Raw genomic sequence first — 20,014 nt, 5'->3', positions numbered from 1 at the left:
CCTGGGTCTTCCTGGGTCTTCCTGGCGCGGGGTGCCGGGTGACCGGCGCCGCGCGCTCCTGCGGTACGTCGGCCCGCGCACGGGGTGACCGGCCGGGGTGGCCTCCGCGCGATTCCGGTCGTCCCGCCGCTCGGCAGACCGGCCCCTCCGGTGCGGAACGGGGTCGGGGCCCGGCGGCCCGCGACGGTCGCCGCGCGCGGCCGCCCCCGTGGTCCCGCTGCTCCGTGACCGGGCCTCCCCTCCCGTGCTGGACAATGGGCGTATGCCTTCCGCACTCCCCGACGGTGAGCCCGTGCCCGAGGACGGTGTGCTGCCCGCGCACGCGTTCGACGGGGCGGGGGAGCGTCCGCTCGGTTTCTATCTGCACGTTCCGTACTGCGCGACCCGCTGCGGGTACTGCGACTTCAACACGTACACCGCGACCGAGCTGCGCGGCACGGGCGGGGTGCTGGCCTCGCGCGACAACTACGCGCGGACGCTCGTCGACGAGGTGCGGCTCGCCCGCGAGGTGCTCGGCGACGACCCGCGCCCGGTGCGCACGGTGTTCGTCGGCGGCGGTACGCCCACGCTGCTGGCCGCCGGGGACCTCGTACGGATGCTGGCGGCGATCCGGGACGAGTTCGGCCTCGCGCCGGACGCCGAGGTCACCACGGAGGCGAACCCGGAGTCGGTCGACCCGGCCTACCTCGCGACGCTCCGGGAGGGCGGCTTCAACCGGATCTCCTTCGGGATGCAGAGCGCCCGGCAGCACGTGCTGGAGATCCTCGACCGCACCCACACCCCCGGCCGGCCCGAGGCGTGCGTGGCGGAGGCCCGCGCGGCGGGCTTCGACCATGTGAACCTCGACCTGATCTACGGCACCCCGGGGGAGAGCGACGACGACTGGCGGGCCTCCCTGGACGCCGCGATCGGCGCGGGCCCCGACCACGTCAGCGCCTACGCGCTCATCGTGGAGGAGGGCACGCGGCTCGCGCGCCGGATCCGCCGGGGCGAGGTCCCGATGACCGACGACGACGTCCACGCCGACCGCTACCTGATCGCCGAGGAGACGCTCTCCGCCGCGGGCTTCTCCTGGTACGAGGTCTCCAACTGGGCCACCTCCGAGGCCGGCCGCTGCCTGCACAACGAGCTGTACTGGCGCGGCGCCGACTGGTGGGGCGCGGGCCCCGGCGCCCACTCCCACGTGGGCGGCGTGCGCTGGTGGAACGTGAAGCACCCCGGCGCCTACGCCTCCGCCCTCGCCTCCGGCCGCTCCCCGGGCGCCGGCCGCGAGGTGCTGTCCGACGAGGACCGCCGCGTCGAACGCGTCCTCCTGGAGCTGCGCCTGCGCGAGGGCGTGCCGCTGTCCCTCCTGAAGGAGCAGGGCCGCGCCGCCGCCCGCCGCGCCCTGTCCGACGGCCTCCTGGACCCCGGCCCGTACGACGAGGGCCGTGCCGTCCTCACCCTGCGGGGACGGCTGCTCGCGGACGCGGTCGTACGGGACCTGGTGGACTGATCACGCGCCCGTGACGAAATCGATCAGCTCCTCCACCCGCCCCAGCAGCTCGGGCTCCAGGTCCTTGTAGGAGTCCACCCGCTTCAGGATCGCCTGCCACACCGCGCCGGTGTTGTCCGAGGGCCAGCCCAGGGCGCGGCACACGCCCGTCTTCCAGTCCTGGCCGCGGGGCACCCGCGGCCACTGCGCGATGCCCAGGGAGGCGGGTTTCACCGCTTCCCAGACGTCGATGTACGGGTGGCCGACCACCAGGGCGTGCTCGCTGGTCACCGACCGGGCGATGTGCCATTCCTTCGTGCCCGGGACGAGGTGGTCCACGAGGACGCCGAGGCGGGCGTCCGGGCCGGGGGAGAAGTCGGCGACGATCGAGGAGAGGTCGTCCACACCCTCCAGGTACTCCACGACCACGCCCTCGACGCGCAGGTCGTCGCCCCAGACCTTCTCGACCAGCTCGGCGTCGTGCCGGCCCTCGACGTAGATGCGGCCGGCCCGGGCCACCCGGGCGCGGGCGCCGGGGACGGCGACCGAGCCGGAGGCGGTGCGGGTGGGCCGCACCGGGCCGGACGCCGGTCGTACGAGCGTGACCACCCGGCCCTCCAGCAGGAAGCCGCGCGGCTCCAGCGGGAACACCCGGTGTCTGCCGAAGCGGTCCTCCAGGGTCACCGTGCCCGCCTCGCAGCGGATCACCGCCCCGCAGAACCCGGTGCCGGGCTCCTCCACGACGAGCCCCGGCTCGGCGGGCACCTCCGGCACCTGCTGGGGTTTCTTCCAGGGAGGAGTCAGATCCGGGGAGTAGGGACGGGGGCGCGGGCCCGAAGGGCCCTCGGGGGAAGGGCGGCGGTGGGAGACGGGTGGGCGCATTCGGATGACGATAGGAGAAGCGGCGGGGCGGCGCTCATGACACGCCGAAACGCGCCGCCAACGCGTCCCGTTGACGTCGTACGAACGCCGCGTCGACCACCGCGCCGTGACCGGGCACGTACAGCGCGTCCTCGCCGCCCAGCGCCAGCAGCCGGTCCAGCGCGTCCGGCCAGCGCGACGGTACGGCGTCCGGGCCCGCCTGGGGCTCCCCCGACTCCTCCACCAGGTCGCCGCAGAACACCACCTCCGGATCGCCGGGCACCAGAACGACCAGGTCATGGGCGGTGTGCCCGGGACCGACGTTGGCCAGCAGCACCTGCCGGCCCGGACCCAGGTCCAGGGTCCGCTCCCCGGAGACCAGGTGCCGCGGCGGCACCAGGGCCAGCGCCGCCTCCTCGGCCTCCTCCGCCGGAAGCCCGTGGTGGACGGCGTCGTGCCGCAGCTCGTCGCGCCCCTGGCGGAACACCGCGTCCGCCCCCACCGCCGCGTACACCGCGGCCCCCGCGAACGCCGGGGCCCCGAAGACATGGTCGAAATGGACATGGGTCAGCGCGAGATGGGTCACACGTCCACCGGCGAGCGCCTCGGCCGCGGACCGCAGCCGCGCCCCCTCCGCGAGGCTCGACCCGGCGTCCACCATGAGCGCCGCGTCCGCGCCCAGGACCAGCCCGGCCGTGCAGTCCCAGCCCGGCAGCCGACACCGCCCCACCCCGGTGGCCAGCCGCTGCCATCCGTGCTCTTCCCAAGTCACCGTCATACCGCGACGCTAACCGCAGGAGCGCTCGCAGGGGCACCGACCTTGCCCTGTGTGTACCCCACGGCCGTACACTGGGCCGGGGAACGCTGGCACTCACATGCGAAGAGTGCCAAGGCGGACAACCGAGGGAACAAGGGGACGACGTGCTGGAGGTGCGCGCGAATGCTGAGTGAACGCAGGCTTCAGGTGCTGCGCGCCATCGTCCAGGACTATGTCGGCACCGAGGAGCCGGTCGGGTCCAAGGCCCTGACCGAGCGGCACAGTCTCGGCGTGTCCCCGGCGACCGTACGCAACGACATGGCGGCCCTGGAGGACGAGGGGTACATCGCGCAGCCGCACACCAGCGCGGGGCGCATCCCCACCGACAAGGGCTACCGGCTGTTCGTCGACAAGCTCGCCGGCGTCAAGCCGATGACCGCGCCCGAGCGGCGCGCGATCCAGAACTTCCTGGACGGCGCCGTCGACCTCGACGACGTCGTGGCGCGTACGGTACGGCTGCTCGCGCAGCTGACCCGGCAGGTCGCCGTCGTGCAGTACCCGTCCCTGACCCGGTCCACCGTGCGGCACGTGGAACTGCTCGCGCTCGCCCCCGCGCGCGTGATGCTCGTGCTGATCACGGACACCGGCCGGGTCGAGCAGCGGATGGTCGACTGCCCGGCGCCGTTCGGCGAGGCGTCCCTCGCGGACCTGCGCGCGCGGCTCAACAGCCGGGTCGCGGGCCGCCGGTTCGCGGACGTGCCGAAGCTGGTCGAGGACCTGCCGGACGCCTTCGAACACGAGGATCGCGGTACGGTCTCCACGGTGCTCTCCACTCTTCTGGAGACACTGGTCGAGGAGAACGAGGAGCGGCTGATGATCGGCGGCACCGCCAATCTCACCCGCTTCGGACACGACTTCCCCCTCACGATCCGGCCCGTCCTGGAGGCCCTTGAGGAGCAGGTCGTGCTCCTCAAGCTCCTCGGCGAGGCGAAGGATCCGGGCATGACCGTGCGCATCGGGCACGAGATCGCCCACGAAGGACTCAACTCAACCTCCGTGGTGTCGGTGGGCTACGGTTCGGGCGGCGAGGCGGTTGCCAAGCTCGGCGTGGTCGGACCGACCCGCATGGACTACCCGGGAACGATGGGAGCGGTACGCGCAGTGGCACGGTACGTCGGACAGATCCTGGCGGAGTCGTAAGTGGCCACGGACTACTACGCCGTTCTCGGCGTGCGCCGCGACGCGTCGCAGGATGAGATCAAGAAGGCGTTCCGGCGGCTCGCGCGCGAGCTGCACCCGGACGTCAACCCCGACCCGAAGACCCAGGAGCGGTTCAAGGAGATCAACGCCGCTTACGAGGTGCTGTCGGACCCGCAGAAGAAGCAGGTCTACGACCTCGGCGGGGACCCCCTCTCGCAGTCCGGCGGCGCCGGCGCGGGCGGCTTCGGGGCCGGTGGCTTCGGCAACTTCTCCGACATCATGGACGCGTTCTTCGGTACGGCGTCGCAGCGCGGGCCGCGCTCGCGCACCCGGCGCGGCCAGGACGCGATGATCCGGATCGAGGTCGAGCTGGACGAGGCGGCCTTCGGGACGACCAAGGACATCCAGGTCGACACGGCGGTCGTCTGCAACACCTGCAACGGCGAGGGCGCGGCGCCCGGCACGTCGGCGCAGACGTGTGACATGTGCCGCGGCCGCGGTGAGGTCTCGCAGGTCACCCGGTCCTTCCTGGGCCAGGTCATGACCTCGCGGCCGTGCCCCCAGTGCCAGGGCTTCGGGACCGTGGTCCCCACGCCGTGCCCGGAGTGCGCCGGGGACGGGCGGGTCCGCTCGCGTCGCACGCTGACCGTGAAGATCCCGGCCGGTGTCGACAACGGCACGCGGATCCAGCTCGCCGGTGAGGGCGAGGTCGGGCCCGGTGGCGGTCCGGCCGGTGACCTGTACGTCGAGATCCACGAGCTGCCGCACTCCACGTTCCAGCGCCGCGGCGACGACCTGCACTGCACGGTGACGATCCCGATGACCGCGGCGGCGCTCGGCACGAAGGTGCCGCTGGAGACGCTGGACGGTCTTGAGGAGGTCGACATCCGGCCGGGCACGCAGTCCGGGCAGTCGATCCCGCTGCACGGCCGGGGCGTCACGCACCTGCGGGGCGGCGGCCGGGGCGACCTGATCGTGCACGTCGAGGTGCAGACGCCGACGAAGCTGGACCCGGAGCAGGAGCGACTGCTGCGCGAGCTGGCGAAGCTGCGGGGCGAGGAGCGGCCGCAGGGTCAGTTCCAGCCGGGTCAGCAGGGGCTGTTCTCGCGGCTGAAGGACGCGTTCAACGGACGCTGATGGGTGAGCCGGGGGCCCTGCCCCCCGGCCCCGGTCACCTGCCGAGAAGCGCAGGTGCGCGCGGTATATGCCGAGACCGGCACCCGATTCGGACTTGTTCGGGGGACGTGACACCATGCGGTCATGTCCTCCGCGCTGACCGATCTTCTCCGTCACCCGATCGTGCAGGCCCCCATGGCCGGCGGCGTCTCCGTCCCGGAGCTGGCCGCGGCCGTGGGCGAGGCCGGCGGGCTCGGGTTCCTGGCCGCCGGGTACAAGACGGCCGACGGCATGTACCAGGAGATCAAGCGGCTGCGGAGCCTCACCGACCGCCCCTTCGGCGTCAATGTGTTCATGCCGCAGCCGGAGTACGCGGAGAGCGGCGCGGTCGAGGTCTACGCCCACCAGCTGGCCGGCGAGGCCGCCTGGTACGAGACCGAGCTGGGCGATCCGGACAGCGGCCGGGACGACGGCTACGACGCCAAGCTCGCGGTGCTCCTGGACGACCCGGTGCCCGCGGTCTCCTTCCACTTCGGCGTGCCGAGCCGGGAGGCGCTGGAGCGGCTGCGGCGGGCCGGGACCGTCACGCTGGTCACCGCCACCACCGCCGAGGAGGCCGTCGCGGTGGAGCGGGCCGGGGCGGACGCCGTGATCGCCCAGGGCGTGGAGGCCGGCGGCCACCAGGGCACGCACCGGGACATCGCGGAGAACGACGGCACCGGCATCGGCCTGCTGTCCCTGATCACGCAGATCCGCGAGGCCGTCCGCCTCCCGGTCGTCGCCGCCGGCGGCATCATGCGCGGCGCCCAGATCGCCGCCGTCCTCGCGGCGGGCGCGAGCGCGGCCCAGCTGGGCACCGCCTTCCTCGCCACCCCCGAGTCCGGTGCGCCCGAGGTGCACAAGCAGGCCCTGACCAACCCCCTGTTCGCGCGCACCGAGACCACCCGCGCGTTCACCGGCCGCCCGGCGCGCGCCCTGGTCAACCGCTTCCTGCGCGAGCACGGGCCGTACGCGCCCGCCGCCTACCCGGAGATCAACCACCTCACCTCGCCACTGCGCAAGGCCGCCGCCAAGGCCGGGGACGCCCAGGGCATGGCGCTGTGGGCGGGCCAGGGCCACCGGCTGGCCCGGGAACTGCCCGCCGGGCGGCTGGTGGAGGTGCTGGCGGCCGAACTCGCCGAGGCCCGCGCCCAGTTGGCCGTGCGTCCCGTGATCGGTGGTGGACAGCGATGACCGCGCCCGTCTTCGTCGTACCGGACTTCACCCCGGACGGCGACCGCTATGTCCTGGACGGTCCCGAGGGCCGGCACGCGGTGTCGGTCAAGCGCCTGGAGGCCGGCGAGGAGGTCGTGCTCACCGACGGCGCGGGGCGCTACGCGGTGTGCGAGGTGCTCGGCATCGAGGGCAAGGACCGGCTGGTCGTACGGATGCCGGAGGTGTCCGAGGAGCCCGCGCCGCGGCCCCGGATCACGGTGGTGCAGGCGCTGCCCAAGGGGGACCGGGGGGAGCTGGCCGTCGAGACGATGACCGAGGTCGGCGTCGACGCGATCGTGCCGTGGCAGGCCGCGCGCTGCATCACGCAGTGGAGGGGTGAGCGGGGTCTGAAGGCGCTCGGCAAGTGGCGGGCCACGGCGCGCGAGGCCGGCAAGCAGTCGCGGCGGGTGCGTTTCCCGGAGGTCGCGGAGGCGGCGACCACCAAGCAGGTGGCGGCGCTTCTGGCCGAGGCCGACTTCGCCGGGGTGCTGCACTCCGACTTCGAGCACGCCAGCGAGCCGCTGGCCACGGCCGAACTCCCCGCCGAGGGCGAGATCGTACTGGTCGTGGGGCCCGAAGGGGGCGTCTCCCGCGACGAGTTGGCGCTCTTCGAGGAGGCGGGCGCGAAGGCGTACGTCCTCGGGCCTAGTGTGCTGCGTACATCCACCGCCGGCACCGCCGCCGCGGCCCTCCTCCTGGGCCGCACCGGCCGCTGGTCCTGAACACCGTCCGGGGGACACCATGGAACTCGCCCAAGTACGGCTCCTCGTCACCGACTTCGCCGCCTGCTACCGCTTCTACGCCGACGTCCTCGGCCTGAAGCCGCAGTCCGGCGCGACCGAGGGCCCCTACGAGAAGTTCAGCCCCCACACCGGTTCCGCGGGCATCGCCCTCCAGGACCGCGCCATGATGGCCGAACTCCTCCCCGAACTCGCCACCCTCGTCAACGGCCACCGCTCCCTGGTCGTCCTGCGCGTCGACGACCTCGACGCCTACTGCGCCGCCATCACCTCCCGCGGCGCCACCCTCCTGCGACCCCCCGCCCCCCTGACCGAGCGCATGCGCGTCGCCCACCTCAAGGACCCCGAGGGCAACCTGGTGGAACTCCAGGAGTGGCTGCTGCTGCGGGGCTGAGGAGGCCGGTGCCGGACCGTCCACCGGTGGACGGTCCCGGCAACGCGAGCCGCCGCACCCTGCGTTCGCCGCGCACCGGGTCGGCGTCGACGCACTCCGAACGGGTGAGTGGCCGTACGCGGGCTTCCGTCCGTCCCCGCGCGGTGGCACGCTGCCGTGCATGGGGGCATTCATGTGGATTCGGCCGCGGGTGATCGTCGTCGCCGGGATCGTCGTCGTGGCCGGTGGGGCCCTCGTGGCGTGTCAGCCGGATGTGCTCGGGTCGGCGAGCGTCGCCTACACCACCGGGACGACCGCCACCGCCCGGCTGGAGCAGGCGCATGTGGACGTCGGCTGGCTCAACTGCACCGGTGACTCGGGCGGCGGGACCGGGGCGACGCCCTCGCCGGGGGAGACCGCCGTCGTCTCCGTCGACTGCCAGGGGGAGACCCGGGACCGGCGGAAGATCACCGTCAACGGCGAGGTGACGCGGGCCGTGAGCGGGGCCTGTGTGCGGGGGGACCTGCGGGCCAGGGTCGGGGGGAAGCAGGTGTTCCACGTCAGCGGGCTCGGCGACTGCGACGCCGCGTCGGGACCGACGTACCGCCCGCCCGGCCCTGCGACCGTCGGCCCGCGGCCCGCGGTGACGGTCACCGTCACCCGGACCGTCTGGTGCCCGAACGACCCCGCCTGCCTGCCCGTGCAGGGCAAGTGATCGAAAATGGGCACGCGCACGGCGGCCACTGCGTAAGGTGACGGGGTGACTCAGGGCGCTTCGACAGGAACCTCCGGCTACCTCCGATTCCCGCACCTGCACGGCGACTTGGTGACATTCGTCGCCGAGGACGACGTGTGGCTGGCTCCCCTCGACGGAGGCCGCGCCTGGCGGGCCAGTGCCGACAACGTCCCGGTGAACCATCCCCGCATCTCGCCCGACGGCACCACCCTCGCCTGGACCTCCACCCGCGACGGGGCCCCCGAGGTGCACATCGCGCCCGTCGACGGCGGCCCCGCCAAACGCCTCACCTACTGGGGCAGTTGGAGGACCCAGGTCCGCGGCTGGACCCCCGAGGGCCACGTCCTCGCGCTGAGCACCACCGGCCAGCCCAGCCTGCGCCGCACCTGGGCCCGCGCCGTCCCCCTCGACGGCGGACCCGCCACCACCCTCCCGTACGGCCCCGTCGGCGAGGTCGCCCACGGCCCGCACCCCGTGCTGCTGTCCGCCCCGATGGGCCGCGAGGCCGCCTGGTGGAAGCGCTACCGCGGCGGCACCGCGGGCAAGTTGTGGATCGACCGGGAGGGGGAGGGACGGTTCGTCCGGCTGCACGAGGAGCTCGACGGGAACATCGAGTACCCCTTCTGGGCCGGCGACCGCATCGCCTTCCTCTCCGACCACGAAGGCACCGGCGCCCTCTACTCCTCCCGCGCCGACGGCTCCGACCTGCGCAGGCACACCCCCCTCGACGGCTTCTACGCCCGCCACGCGGCCGGCGACGGCACCCGCGTCGTCTACTCCAGCGCCGGCCGGCTCTGGCTCCTGGACGACCTCGACGGCGCCGCCCCCCGTCCCCTGGACATCCGCCTCGGCGGCCCCCGCGTCGACCTCCAGCCCTTCCAGGTGAACGCCTCCCGCTGGTTCGGCTCGGCCGCCCCCGACCACACCGCCCGCGGCAGCGCCGTCGGCCTGCGCGGCACCGTCCACTGGGTCACCCACCGCTCCGGCCCGGTCCGCGCCCTCGCCGCCGAACCCGGCGTCCGCACCCGGCTGCCCCGCACCTTCCGCGCCGACGGCGAGGAATGGGTCGTCTGGGTCACCGACGCCGAGGGCGAGGACGCCCTGGAGTTCGCCCCCGCCACCGGCCCCGCCCTCGGCGCCACCCCGCGCCGGCTCGCCGCCGGACGCCTCGGCCGGGTCCTGGAACTCGCCATGGCCCCCGACGGCAGCCGCGCCGCCGTCGCCGCCCACGACGGCCGGCTGCTGCTGGTCGAGCGGGAGACCGGCGAGGTCCGCGAGGTCGACCACAGCGAGGACGGCGACGTCCGCGACCTCACCTTCTCGCCCGACTCCGCCTGGCTCGCCTGGACCCACCCCGGCCCCCGCCCGCTGTGCCAGTTGCGTCTCGCCCACACCACCGACCTGACCGTCAGCGAGGCCACCCCGCTGCGCTTCCAGGACCACGCGCCCGCCTTCACCCTCGACGGCAAGCACCTCGCCTTCCTCTCCAACCGCTCCTTCGACCCGGTCTACGACGAACACGTCTTCGACCTGGCCTTCGTGGAGGGCACCCGCCCCTACCTGATCACGCTCGCCGCGACCACCCCCTCCCCGTTCGGGCCCCAGCGCCACGGCCGCCCGTTCGAGACCTCCGACAAGGAGGAGACCCCCGACAGCGAGGGCGTGCCCACCACCCGGATCGACCTCGACGGGCTCGCCGACCGCATCGTGCCCTTCCCGGTCGAGGCCGCCCGCTACGCCAACCTGCGCGCGGCCAAGGACGGCGTCCTGTGGCTGCGGCACCCGCTGCGCGGTGTGCTCGGCACCACCCGCGCCACCCCCGACGAGGCCGAACCCAGCACCGAGCTGGAGCGCTACGACCTCGCCCAGCAGCGCCTGGAGCACCTCTCCGCCGACGCCGACCACTTCGAGGTCAGCGGCGACGGCAAGCGGGTCCTGCTGTGGACCGACGGCAAGCTCAAGGTCGTACCCAGCGACCGGCGCGCCTCCGCCGACGAGGACAGCGACTCCAACATCACCGTCGACCTCGGCCGCATCCGGCAGACCGTCGACCCCGCCGCCGAGTGGCGGCAGATGTACGACGAGACCGGCCGCCTCATGCGCGACAACTTCTGGCGCCCCGACCTCGGCGGCATCGACTGGGACGGCGTCCTCGACCGCTACCGCCCCGTCCTCGACCGCCTCGCCACCCACGACGACCTCGTGGACCTGCTGTGGGAGGTGCACGGCGAACTCGGTACCTCGCACGCCTACGTCATCCCCCCCGGCGGCTACGGCGGCGGCCCCCGCCAGGGCCTGCTCGGCGCCGACATCTCCCGCCACGAGGACGGCGGTTGGCGCGTCGACCGCATCCTGCCCTCGGAGACCTCGGACCCGGACGCCCGCAGCCCGCTCGCCGCGCCCGGCGTCGCCGTCCGCCCCGGGGACGCGATCCTCGCCGTCTCCGGCCACCCCGTCGACCCGGTGACCGGCCCCGGCCCCCTGCTCACCGGCACGGCCGGACGCCCCGTCGAACTCACCGTCTCGCCCGCGGCCGGCGGCGACCCCCGGCACGTCGTGGTCGTCCCGCTCGCCGACGAGGAACCCCTGCGCTACCACGCCTGGGTCGCCGACCGCCGCGCCCATGTCCACGAGCGCTCCGGCGGCCGCCTCGGCTACCTCCACGTCCCCGACATGCAGGCCCCGGGCTGGGCCCAGATCCACCGCGACCTGCGCGTCGAGGTCGCCCGCGAGGGCCTGATCGTGGACGTGCGCGAGAACCGCGGCGGCCACACCTCCCAGCTCGTCGTGGAGAAACTGGCCCGCCGCATCATCGGCTGGGACCTCCCCCGCGGCCGGCGCCCCTTCAGCTACCCCCAACACGCCCCGCGCGGCCCCGTCGTCGCCGTCGCCAACGAGTTCTCCGGCTCCGACGGCGACATCGTCAACGCCGCCGTCAAGACCCTCGGCATCGGCCCCGTCGTCGGCACCCGCACCTGGGGCGGCGTCATCGGCATCGACAGCCGCTACCGCCTCGTCGACGGCACCCTGGTCACCCAGCCCAAGTACGCCATGTGGCTGGACGGCCCCGGCTGGACCATGGAGAACCACGGCGTCGACCCGGATGTGGAGGTCGTACAGACCCCGCAGGACTGGGCGGCGGGCCGCGACGCCCAACTGGACGAGGCGATAAGGCTCGCGCTGGAGGCACTGGAATCGGCACCCGCGAAGACACCGCCGGTGTTGCCGCCCCTCCAGGGGCGCGGGGCAGTGGGGTGAACACCCCACGAACCGCCCGCACCCGAACGACTACGATGCCCCCCGTACACGCATCCAGGCGAAAGCGAGCGCACGCGAAATGGCTGGAGAACCGCAGGACGACTGCCTGTTCTGCAAAATCGTCGCGGGCCACATCCCGGCCACGATCGTCCGCGAGACGGACACCACCATCGCCTTCAGGGACATCAACCCCCAGGCCCCCACGCACATCCTGGTGATCCCCAAGGTCCACTACCGGGACGTCGCCGCGCTCGCCGCCGGCGCCCCGCAGATCGCGGCGGACCTGCTGCGCGAGACCCAGGCCGTGGCCGACGAGGAGAAGCTCGACAGCTACCGCGTCGTCTTCAACACCGGAACCGGCGCGGGCCAGACCGTCTGGCACGCCCACGGGCACGTGCTCGGCGGCCGTGGCCTCGAATGGCCGCCCGGATAGGCCGCCGTGTCCGTCCGTGAACTCGTGGTGCTGGGCACCGCCAGCCAGGTCCCGACCCGGCACCGCAACCAGAACGGCTACCTGCTGCGCTGGGACGGCGAGGGCATCCTCTTCGACCCCGGCGAGGGCACCCAGCGCCAGATGCTGCGCGCCGGGCTCGCCGCGCACGACCTGAACCGCCTGTGCGTCACCCACTTCCACGGCGACCACTGCCTCGGCCTCGCCGGGATCGTCCAGCGGATCAACCTGGACCAGGTGCCGCACCGGGTCACCGCGCACTACCCGGCCTCCGGGCAGCGCTTCTTCGACCGGCTGCGGTACGCCACCGCGTACCGGGAGACCGTGGGCGTCACCGAGGCGCCGGTGGCCGCCGACGGCACCCTCGCGGTGACGCCGTCGTACACCCTGGAGGCCCGCAGGCTGTCGCACCCGGTGGAGTCGTACGGCTACCGGCTCACCGAGCCGGACGGCCGCCGGATGCTGCCCGAGCGGCTCGCCGCGCACGGGATCGAGGGCCCGGACGTGGGCGTGCTCCAGCGCGAGGGGCGGCTCGGGGACGTGACGCTGGAGGAGGTCAGCGAGGTACGGCGCGGACAGCGGTTCGCGTTCGTCATGGACACCCGGCTCTGCGAGGGTGTCCACGCGCTCGCGGAGGGCTGCGACCTGCTCGTCATCGAGTCCACCTTCCTGGACGAGGACCGGGAACTCGCCGTGGAGCACGGCCACTTGACGGCCGCACAGGCGGGCGCGGTGGCGAGGGACGCGGGGGTACGGCACCTCGTGCTCACCCACTTCAGCCAGCGGTACTCCGAGCCGGAGGAATTCGAGCGGCAGGCGCGGGCCGCCGGCTTCGGGGGTGAGCTGACGGTGGCGTACGACCTTCAGCGAGTGCCGGTTCCGAAACGTCGGTGAATGCGCCGTACGATGCTTTGATGCCCCTCCCCAAAGCAGAACTGCACCTCCACATCGAAGGCACCCTGGAGCCCGACCTCGCCTTCGAACTGGCCGCCCGCAACGGCGTGAAGCTGCGCTACGCCGACACGGACGAACTGCGCGAGGCGTACCGGTTCGAGGACCTCCAGTCCTTCCTGGACCTGTACTACGAGCTGATGGCCGTCCTGCGCACCGAGCGGGACTTCGAGGACCTGGCCGACGCCTATCTGGCCCGTGCCGCGGCCCAGGGCGTGCGGCACGCGGAGATCTTCTTCGACCCGCAGGCCCACCTGGCCCGGGGCCTGGACATGGGCACCGTCGTGGAGGGGCTGTGGCGGGCGCTCGGCCGCAGCGAGGAGAACCACGGCATCTCCACGAAGCTCATCATGTGCTTCCTGCGCGACGAGTCCGCCGACTCCGCGCTGGAGACCCTGGAGGCCGCGCGCCCCTACCTGGACCGGATCACCGGCATCGGCCTCGACTCCGCCGAGGTCGGGCACCCGCCGGTGAAGTTCCGCGAGGTGTACGAGGCCGCCGCCGCACTCGGGCTGCGCCGGGTGGCGCACGCCGGCGAGGAGGGGCCGCCGGAGTACATCACCGAGGCCCTGGACCTGCTCGGCGTCGAGCGCGTCGACCACGGGCTGCGCTGCATGGAGGACCCCGCGCTGGTCGAGCGGCTGGTACGGGAGCGGATCCCGCTCACCCTGTGCCCGCTGTCCAACGTCCGGCTGCGCACGGTGGACACCCTGGCCGACCACCCGCTGCCGGCCATGCTGGACGCCGGGCTGCTGTGCACCGTCAACTCCGACGACCCGGCCTACTTCGGCGGGTACGCCGACGACAACTTCCAGGCCGTGCGCGAGAGCCTCGGGCTGACCGAGGAGCGGCTGCGCGAGCTGGCCCGCAACTCCTTCGTCGCCTCCTTCCTGGAGGACGACGAGGAGCGCCGCGCCCGGTACCTGGCCGAGGTGGACGCGTACGCGTTCTGAGCGTGTTCGGACAGAGCCTCGGCATGGGCTATGCTTGATCATGTCGAGGCCGCCGGAACTCCGGTAGCCGGACAGTGCGTTGGTGGTCCAAGGAAAGACGCCCCGCTTCCTGCGGGGAAATGCAGGTGCAAGGCCTGCCCGGCGCTCAAGGTGAGCCCCGTCCCGCGATGCGCGGGACGGGGCTCTTTCCCGTTCGCGGACCCGGCCGTATGCCCGTGCGCGATGGCCGCCGTGGTGCACACTGGCCAGACCCGCACACCAGGGAGCGCACCGTGACCTCGTCGCACACCCTCACCGGAGAGGAACCCGAGCACCTCACCCAGGCGGGGCACCGCCGGGCCCAGGTCGATCCGCTCGCCGCGCGGCGGGCGCCCGGGGACCCGCCCTGGGACGTCTATCTCACGGGCACCGTCTTCCTCGACATCATCTTCACCGGCCTCGACTCGGCGCCCGTGCGCGGCACGGAGTCCTGGGCGCGGGGCATGGGGTCCAGCCCCGGCGGGGTCGCCAACATGGCCAGCGCGCTGGCCCGGCTCGGGCTGCGGACCTCGCTCGCGGCGGCGTTCGGGGACGACCACTACGGGGAGTACTGCTGGGACGCGCTGGAACAGGGCGAGGGGATCGACCTCACGCCGTCGCGGACGGTGCCCGGGTGGCACTCGCCGGTGACGGTGTCCATGGCGTACGAGGGCGAGCGGACGATGGTCTCGCACGGGCACGAGCCGCCGCCGGAGGAGCCGGCCCCCGACTGCCCGCCCCGCGCCCGGGCCGCGGTCGCCTCCCTCACGCCCGGCCGCAGCGCTCCCTGGATCGCCCAGGCGGCGCGCGAGGGGACACGGATCTTCGCCGACGTCGGCTGGGACGAGACGGGCGCGTGGGATCTCGCGGGGCTGCTCGACCTCGAACACTGCGAGGCGTTCCTGCCCAACGCGGAGGAGGCGAAGCGGTACACCGGCGCCGACTGCCCCCGCCTCGCCGCGCACGCGCTCACCGAGTACGTGCCGGTGGCGGTGGTGACGCTGGGCTCCGAGGGCGCGTACGCCGTGGACCGCCGGACCGGCGAGGCGGCGGAGGTCCCGGCGATCGCGGTGGAGGCGCTGGACCCCACGGGCGCGGGCGACGTCTTCGTGGCCGGCTTCGTGACGGGCTCCCTGGCGGGCTGGCCCCTGGCGGACCGGCTGGCCTTCGCGGGCCTCACGGCGGCGCTGTCGGTGCAGGAGTTCGGGGGATCGCTGTCGGCACCGGGGTGGTCGGAGATCGGCGCGTGGTGGCGCCGGGTGCAGTCCCTGCCGGGCCAGGACCCCGTGGCGCTGCGGCGGTACGCCTTCCTCGACGGACTGGTCCCGGAGGAACTGGACCGCCCCTGGCCGCTGCGCCGGGCGGTACCCACGATCGGCTTCCGGCGCTCCGGCTGACCCGCGGGCAGCCGCGGCCGGGCGCGCACCCGGGACCGGTGGAAAAGTCCTACAGGCTTGTACGTCGTCCGGCGTACCCTGGACAGCGACGAGGCCGCCCTGCGTTGTGCGGTCGTGATCAGGAGGAAGCGCAAGGCCTTCGCGCCGGCCCATGACACAGACACCCACAGCTCACACCCCCACGCAGGAGCAGGCGAGAGCGCAGCTCACCGTCCCCGCCCAGCACCCCATGGTGACCGTTCTGGGTTCCGGCGACTCCCTCCTGCGCGTGATCGAGAGGGCCTTCCCGGCGGCCGACATCCATGTCCGGGGCAATGAGATCAGCGCGGTGGGCGACCCGGTCGACGTCGCCCTGATCTCCCGCGTGTTCGACGAGATGATGCTGGTGCTCCGCACCGGGCAGCCGATGACGGAGGACGCAGTGGAACGCTCGATCGCCATGCTCAAGGCGAGCGAGAACGGTACGAGCGACGGTTCGGAGACCCCGGCCGAGGTACTGACGCAGAACATCCTGTCCTCGCGCGGGCGCACCATCCGCCCCAAGACCCTCAACCAGAAGCGCTACGTCGACGCGATCGACAAGCACACGGTCGTCTTCGGCATCGGCCCCGCCGGTACCGGCAAGACCTACCTGGCCATGGCCAAGGCCGTCCAGGCCCTCCAGTCCAAGCAGGTCAACCGGATCATCCTCACCCGGCCCGCGGTCGAGGCCGGCGAGCGGCTGGGCTTCCTGCCCGGCACGCTCTACGAGAAGATCGACCCCTACCTGCGCCCGCTGTACGACGCGCTGCACGACATGCTCGACCCGGACTCCATCCCGAAGCTGATGGCCGCCGGGACGATCGAGGTCGCGCCGCTGGCGTACATGCGCGGCCGTACGCTCAACGACGCCTTCATCATCCTGGACGAGGCCCAGAACACGAGCCCCGAGCAGATGAAGATGTTCCTCACCCGCCTCGGCTTCGACTCGAAGATCGTGATCACGGGCGACGTGACGCAGGTCGACCTGCCGAACGGGCAGAAGTCGGGTCTGCGCCAGGTCCAGGAGATCCTGGAGGGCGTCGAGGACGTGCACTTCTCCCGGCTGTCGTCCCACGATGTCGTACGGCACAAGCTGGTGGGCCGTATTGTCGACGCGTACGAGAAGTACGACAGCAAGAACGGCACCGAGAACGGCACCCACCAGGGCGGCCGTGCCAAGACCGGTGCCAAGGGCACCAAGGGGAAGTAGACCGGCGAGCATGTCGATCGACGTCAACAACGAATCCGGCACCGAGGTCGACGAGCAGGCGATCCTCGACATCGCCCGCTACGCGCTCGCGCGGATGCGCATCCACCCGCTCTCGGAGCTGTCGGTGATCGTCGTGGACGCCGACGCCATGGAGCAGCTGCACATCCAGTGGATGGACCTGCCCGGGCCCACCGATGTCATGTCCTTCCCGATGGACGAGCTGCGCCCGCCGGGCAAGGACGACGAGGAGCCCCCGCAGGGGCTGCTCGGCGACATCGTGCTGTGCCCGGAGGTCGCCGCCAAGCAGGGGGCGGACGCCCCGACGCAGCACTCCATGGACGAGGAGCTCCAACTGCTCACCGTCCACGGCGTGCTGCACCTGCTGGGCTACGACCACGAGGAGCCCGACGAGAAGGCCGAGATGTTCGGGCTCCAGGCGGCCATCGTGGACGGCTGGCGGGCCGAGCACGGCCTGACCGGCCCCTCCCCGGCGCCCACCGTCTCGTAAGCCGGCCCGTATGTCCCCGCAGATCGTGGTCGGCGCGATCGCGCTGGTCGTCGTCGCCTGGCTCGCCGCCTGCGCGGAGGCGGGCCTGGCCCGGGTCTCCAGCTTCCGGGCCGAGGAGGCCGTGAAGTCCGGGCGGCGCGGCGGCGCCAAGCTGGCGCAGATCGCCGCCGACCCCACCCGCTACCTCAATGTGGCCCTGCTGGTCCGCGTCGCCTGCGAGATGGCGGCGGCGGCCCTGGTGACCTACACCTGTCTGGAGGAGTTCCCCGCCACCTGGCAGGCCCTGCTGGTCGCCATCGCCGTGATGGTCCTGGTGTCGTACGTCGCCATCGGCGTCTCCCCGCGCACTATCGGGCGCCAGCACCCGCTGAACACCGCGACCGCCGCCGCGTACGTCCTGGTGCCGCTGGCCCGGGTGATGGGCCCGATCCCCTCGCTGCTGATCCTCCTCGGCAACGCGCTCACCCCCGGCAAGGGCTTCCGGCACGGCCCGTTCGCCTCCGAGGCGGAGCTGCGCGCGCTGGTCGACCTCGCCGAGAAGGAGTCGCTGATCGAGGACGAGGAGCGCCGCATGGTGCACTCCGTCTTCGAGCTGGGCGACACCCTGGTGCGCGAGGTCATGGTGCCGCGCACCGACCTGGTGACCATCGAGCGGTTCAAGACCATCCGGCAGGCCCTCACCCTCGCCCTGCGCTCCGGTTTCTCGCGTATCCCGGTCACCGGCGAGAGCGAGGACGACATCGTCGGCATCGTGTATCTGAAGGACCTGGTCCGCAAGACGCACATCAGCCGGGAGGCCGAAAACGACCTGGTGTCCACGGCCATGCGCCCGGCGGTCTTCGTGCCCGACACCAAGAACGCCGGCGACCTGCTGCGCGAGATGCAGAAGGAGCGCAACCACGTCGCCGTCGTCATCGACGAGTACGGCGGCACCGCGGGCATCGTCACCATCGAGGACATCCTTGAGGAGATCGTCGGCGAGATCACCGACGAGTACGACCGTGAACTGCCGCCCGTGGTCGACCTCGGCGACGGCCGCTTCCGGGTCACCGCCCGCCTGGACATCACCGACCTCGGCGAGCTGTACGGCCTGGAGGAGTACGACGACGAGGACGTGGAGACCGTCGGCGGACTGCTCGCCAAGGCCCTCGGCCGCGTCCCCATCGCCGGCGCCTTCGCCGAGGTCGAACTCCCCGACGAGCGGCGGCTGAAGCTCACCGCGGAGTCCTCCGCGGGCCGCCGCAACAAGATCGTCACCGTGCTGGTGGAACCCGCCGCGCCCACCGAGGAGGAGAAGCCCGGGTGACCCCGAAGGAACTGCGCGCCTTCTGCCTGTCCTTCAACGCGGCCGTGGAGGACTTCCCGTTCAACCCGGAGACCTCGGTCTTCAAGGTGCTGGGCAGGATGTTCGCCCTCACGGGCCTGGACGCGCGGCCCCTGACGGTCAACCTCAAGTGCGACCCGGAGGACGCGCTGCGGCTGCGCGCCGACCACCCGGGCCTGATCGTCCCCGGCTGGCACATGAACAAGCGGCACTGGAACACCGTCACCGCCGACGGCGGCCTGCCGGACAAGCTGCTGCGCGAGCTGATCGAGGACTCCTACGACCTCGTCGTCGCGGGGCTGCCGAGGGCGGAGCGGCTGCGGCTGGACCGGCCGTAATCGCGTTGCCCCGCATCGGGGGAGTCCGGGAGCATCCCGTATGACCATTCGATACCCGCGCCCCCTGCGCCCCGGTGACCGTGTCGGCGTGACCTCCCCCTCCTCGGGCGTGGCCGAGCCCCTCAGGGCGCGCCTCGACACCGCGATCAAGGAGATCGAGGCGCGCGGCCACGAGGTCGTCGTGGGCCGGTGCATGGACGGCACCACCCACATCAGCGCCCCGGCCGCCGAACGCGCCGCCGAGCTGACGGACATGCTGACCGACCCGACGATCCGGGCCGTGGTGCCGCCGTGGGGCGGCGAGACGGCGATCGACCTGATGCCCCACCTGGACTTCGAGGCGATCGGCCGGGCCGAGCCCACCTGGGTCGTCGGCTACTCGGACATGTCGACCGTGCTCACCCCGCTGACCCTGCTGACCGGGGTCGCGACCGTGCACGGCAACAACCTCATGGACACCCCGTACCGGGTGCCCGAGGGGCTGGTGTCCTGGCTGGACGTCGTGGCCGCGCCCCAGGGGGAGCCGTTCACCCAGATCCCGCCCGGCCGGTACCGCACCGGCGGCTGGGACGACTGGACCATCGACCCGGAGATCCGCGACCTCACCCTGGACGGCGAGGGCGGCTGGACCCGGCTCGACGGCGACGGGGACGTGGACGTCGAGGGGCGGCTGATCGGCGGGTGCGTCGAGACCGTCGCCCCGCTCGGCGGCAGCCGGTACCTCGACACCTCCCGGTTCGCCGGGGACGAGCCGCTGCTGGTCTACGTCGAGGCGTGCGAGGACAACGCCCTCACCATCTGCCGCCATCTGCACGGCCTGCGCCTCGCCGGGTTCTTCGACCGGGCCGCCGCCGTCCTCGTCGGCCGCACCAACGCCCCGGACAGCCCCACCCTCACCCAGCACGAGGCCGTCCTCGACGCCCTCGGACCGCTGGGCGTGCCGATCGTCGCCGACGTCGAGTGCGGGCATGTGGCGCCGCACCTCCCGCTGGTCAACGGCGCGCGCGGCCGTGTGGTGAGGGACTCACCGCGGGGGCGCTGAAGTAGCCCTCCCTTCGAGCGGTATCGCTCTCC

The 20,014-nt window shown here is 72.9% G+C and carries 19 protein-coding genes; 17 read left to right on the top strand and 2 right to left on the bottom strand.

Annotated elements, in window-relative coordinates; genetic code table 11:
• Positions 1-262 precede the first annotated feature (262 nt).
• Positions 263-1,495 (top strand): radical SAM family heme chaperone HemW, encoded by a 1,233-nt coding sequence (gene hemW / locus ACWDD7_RS34825; protein WP_351880628.1) that lies wholly within the window; start codon positions 263-265, stop codon positions 1,493-1,495.
• On the opposite strand, the gene ACWDD7_RS34820 is transcribed toward hemW, so the two are convergent.
• On the bottom strand, positions 1,496-2,356 hold the full coding sequence (locus tag ACWDD7_RS34820) for a DUF3097 domain-containing protein (RefSeq protein ID WP_450460350.1): 861 nt from the start codon (positions 2,354-2,356) through the stop codon (positions 1,496-1,498).
• Between the two features lie 34 nt (positions 2,357-2,390).
• On the bottom strand, positions 2,391-3,113 hold the full coding sequence (locus ACWDD7_RS34815; protein WP_450460349.1) for an MBL fold metallo-hydrolase: 723 nt from the start codon (positions 3,111-3,113) through the stop codon (positions 2,391-2,393).
• A gap of 162 nt (positions 3,114-3,275) precedes the next feature.
• On the opposite strand from ACWDD7_RS34815, the gene hrcA reads away from it, so the two are divergent.
• The 16 genes from hrcA to ACWDD7_RS34735 all read left to right on the top strand — a co-directional run bounded on the left by hrcA (position 3,276) and on the right by ACWDD7_RS34735 (position 19,982).
• Positions 3,276-4,292 (top strand): heat-inducible transcriptional repressor HrcA, encoded by a 1,017-nt coding sequence (gene hrcA, locus ACWDD7_RS34810; RefSeq protein ID WP_351880619.1) that lies wholly within the window; start codon positions 3,276-3,278, stop codon positions 4,290-4,292.
• Complete coding sequence (gene dnaJ, locus ACWDD7_RS34805; protein ID WP_285554559.1) at positions 4,293-5,429, top strand: molecular chaperone DnaJ; 1,137 nt, start codon at positions 4,293-4,295, stop codon at positions 5,427-5,429.
• 123 nt (positions 5,430-5,552) lie between these two features.
• A complete protein-coding gene (locus ACWDD7_RS34800; RefSeq protein ID WP_351880617.1) occupies positions 5,553-6,641 on the top strand; it encodes a nitronate monooxygenase in 1,089 nt (362 codons plus the stop codon).
• A complete protein-coding gene (locus ACWDD7_RS34795; protein ID WP_351880614.1) occupies positions 6,638-7,384 on the top strand; it encodes a 16S rRNA (uracil(1498)-N(3))-methyltransferase in 747 nt (248 codons plus the stop codon). The genes ACWDD7_RS34800 and ACWDD7_RS34795 overlap by 4 nt, the downstream gene beginning before the upstream one ends.
• A 19-nt stretch (positions 7,385-7,403) precedes the next feature.
• On the top strand, positions 7,404-7,796 hold the full coding sequence (locus tag ACWDD7_RS34790; RefSeq protein WP_450460348.1) for a VOC family protein: 393 nt from the start codon (positions 7,404-7,406) through the stop codon (positions 7,794-7,796).
• 160 nt (positions 7,797-7,956) lie between these two features.
• Entirely contained in the window at positions 7,957-8,490 is a 534-nt protein-coding gene (locus tag ACWDD7_RS34785; RefSeq protein ID WP_351880906.1) for a hypothetical protein, read from the top strand.
• A gap of 108 nt (positions 8,491-8,598) precedes the next feature.
• The gene (locus ACWDD7_RS34780; RefSeq protein ID WP_450460359.1) at positions 8,599-11,769 is read left to right on the top strand and encodes a S41 family peptidase; all 3,171 of its coding nucleotides are present in this window, start codon (positions 8,599-8,601) and stop codon (positions 11,767-11,769) included.
• Positions 11,770-11,848: 79 nt separating this feature from the next.
• Positions 11,849-12,202: a histidine triad nucleotide-binding protein gene (locus tag ACWDD7_RS34775; RefSeq protein ID WP_450460347.1), complete on the top strand. Its 354-nt coding sequence runs from the start codon at positions 11,849-11,851 to the stop codon at positions 12,200-12,202.
• Positions 12,203-12,208: 6 nt separating this feature from the next.
• Positions 12,209-13,114 (top strand): ribonuclease Z, encoded by a 906-nt coding sequence (locus tag ACWDD7_RS34770; RefSeq protein WP_351880900.1) that lies wholly within the window; start codon positions 12,209-12,211, stop codon positions 13,112-13,114.
• 20 nt (positions 13,115-13,134) lie between these two features.
• Positions 13,135-14,124, top strand: a complete 990-nt coding sequence (locus tag ACWDD7_RS34765; RefSeq protein WP_450460346.1) for an adenosine deaminase — start codon at positions 13,135-13,137, stop codon at positions 14,122-14,124.
• Between the two features lie 272 nt (positions 14,125-14,396).
• Positions 14,397-15,539: a carbohydrate kinase family protein gene (locus ACWDD7_RS34760; protein WP_450460345.1), complete on the top strand. Its 1,143-nt coding sequence runs from the start codon at positions 14,397-14,399 to the stop codon at positions 15,537-15,539.
• A gap of 151 nt (positions 15,540-15,690) precedes the next feature.
• The gene (locus ACWDD7_RS34755) at positions 15,691-16,770 is read left to right on the top strand and encodes a PhoH family protein (protein ID WP_450460344.1); all 1,080 of its coding nucleotides are present in this window, start codon (positions 15,691-15,693) and stop codon (positions 16,768-16,770) included.
• A gap of 10 nt (positions 16,771-16,780) precedes the next feature.
• Positions 16,781-17,278, top strand: a complete 498-nt coding sequence (ybeY, locus tag ACWDD7_RS34750; protein ID WP_285554546.1) for an rRNA maturation RNase YbeY — start codon at positions 16,781-16,783, stop codon at positions 17,276-17,278.
• A 10-nt stretch (positions 17,279-17,288) separates the two neighbouring features.
• Positions 17,289-18,584: a hemolysin family protein gene (locus ACWDD7_RS34745; protein ID WP_450460343.1), complete on the top strand. Its 1,296-nt coding sequence runs from the start codon at positions 17,289-17,291 to the stop codon at positions 18,582-18,584.
• The gene (locus tag ACWDD7_RS34740) at positions 18,581-18,940 is read left to right on the top strand and encodes an MmcQ/YjbR family DNA-binding protein (protein WP_351881052.1); all 360 of its coding nucleotides are present in this window, start codon (positions 18,581-18,583) and stop codon (positions 18,938-18,940) included. The genes ACWDD7_RS34745 and ACWDD7_RS34740 overlap by 4 nt, the downstream gene beginning before the upstream one ends.
• 40 nt (positions 18,941-18,980) lie before the next feature.
• Positions 18,981-19,982, top strand: a complete 1,002-nt coding sequence (locus ACWDD7_RS34735; RefSeq protein ID WP_450460342.1) for a S66 family peptidase — start codon at positions 18,981-18,983, stop codon at positions 19,980-19,982.
• Positions 19,983-20,014 lie beyond the last annotated feature (32 nt).

Source organism: Streptomyces sp. NPDC001056, from assembly GCF_053598955.1.
This window is presented reverse-complemented; position numbering and strand designations above follow the sequence as displayed.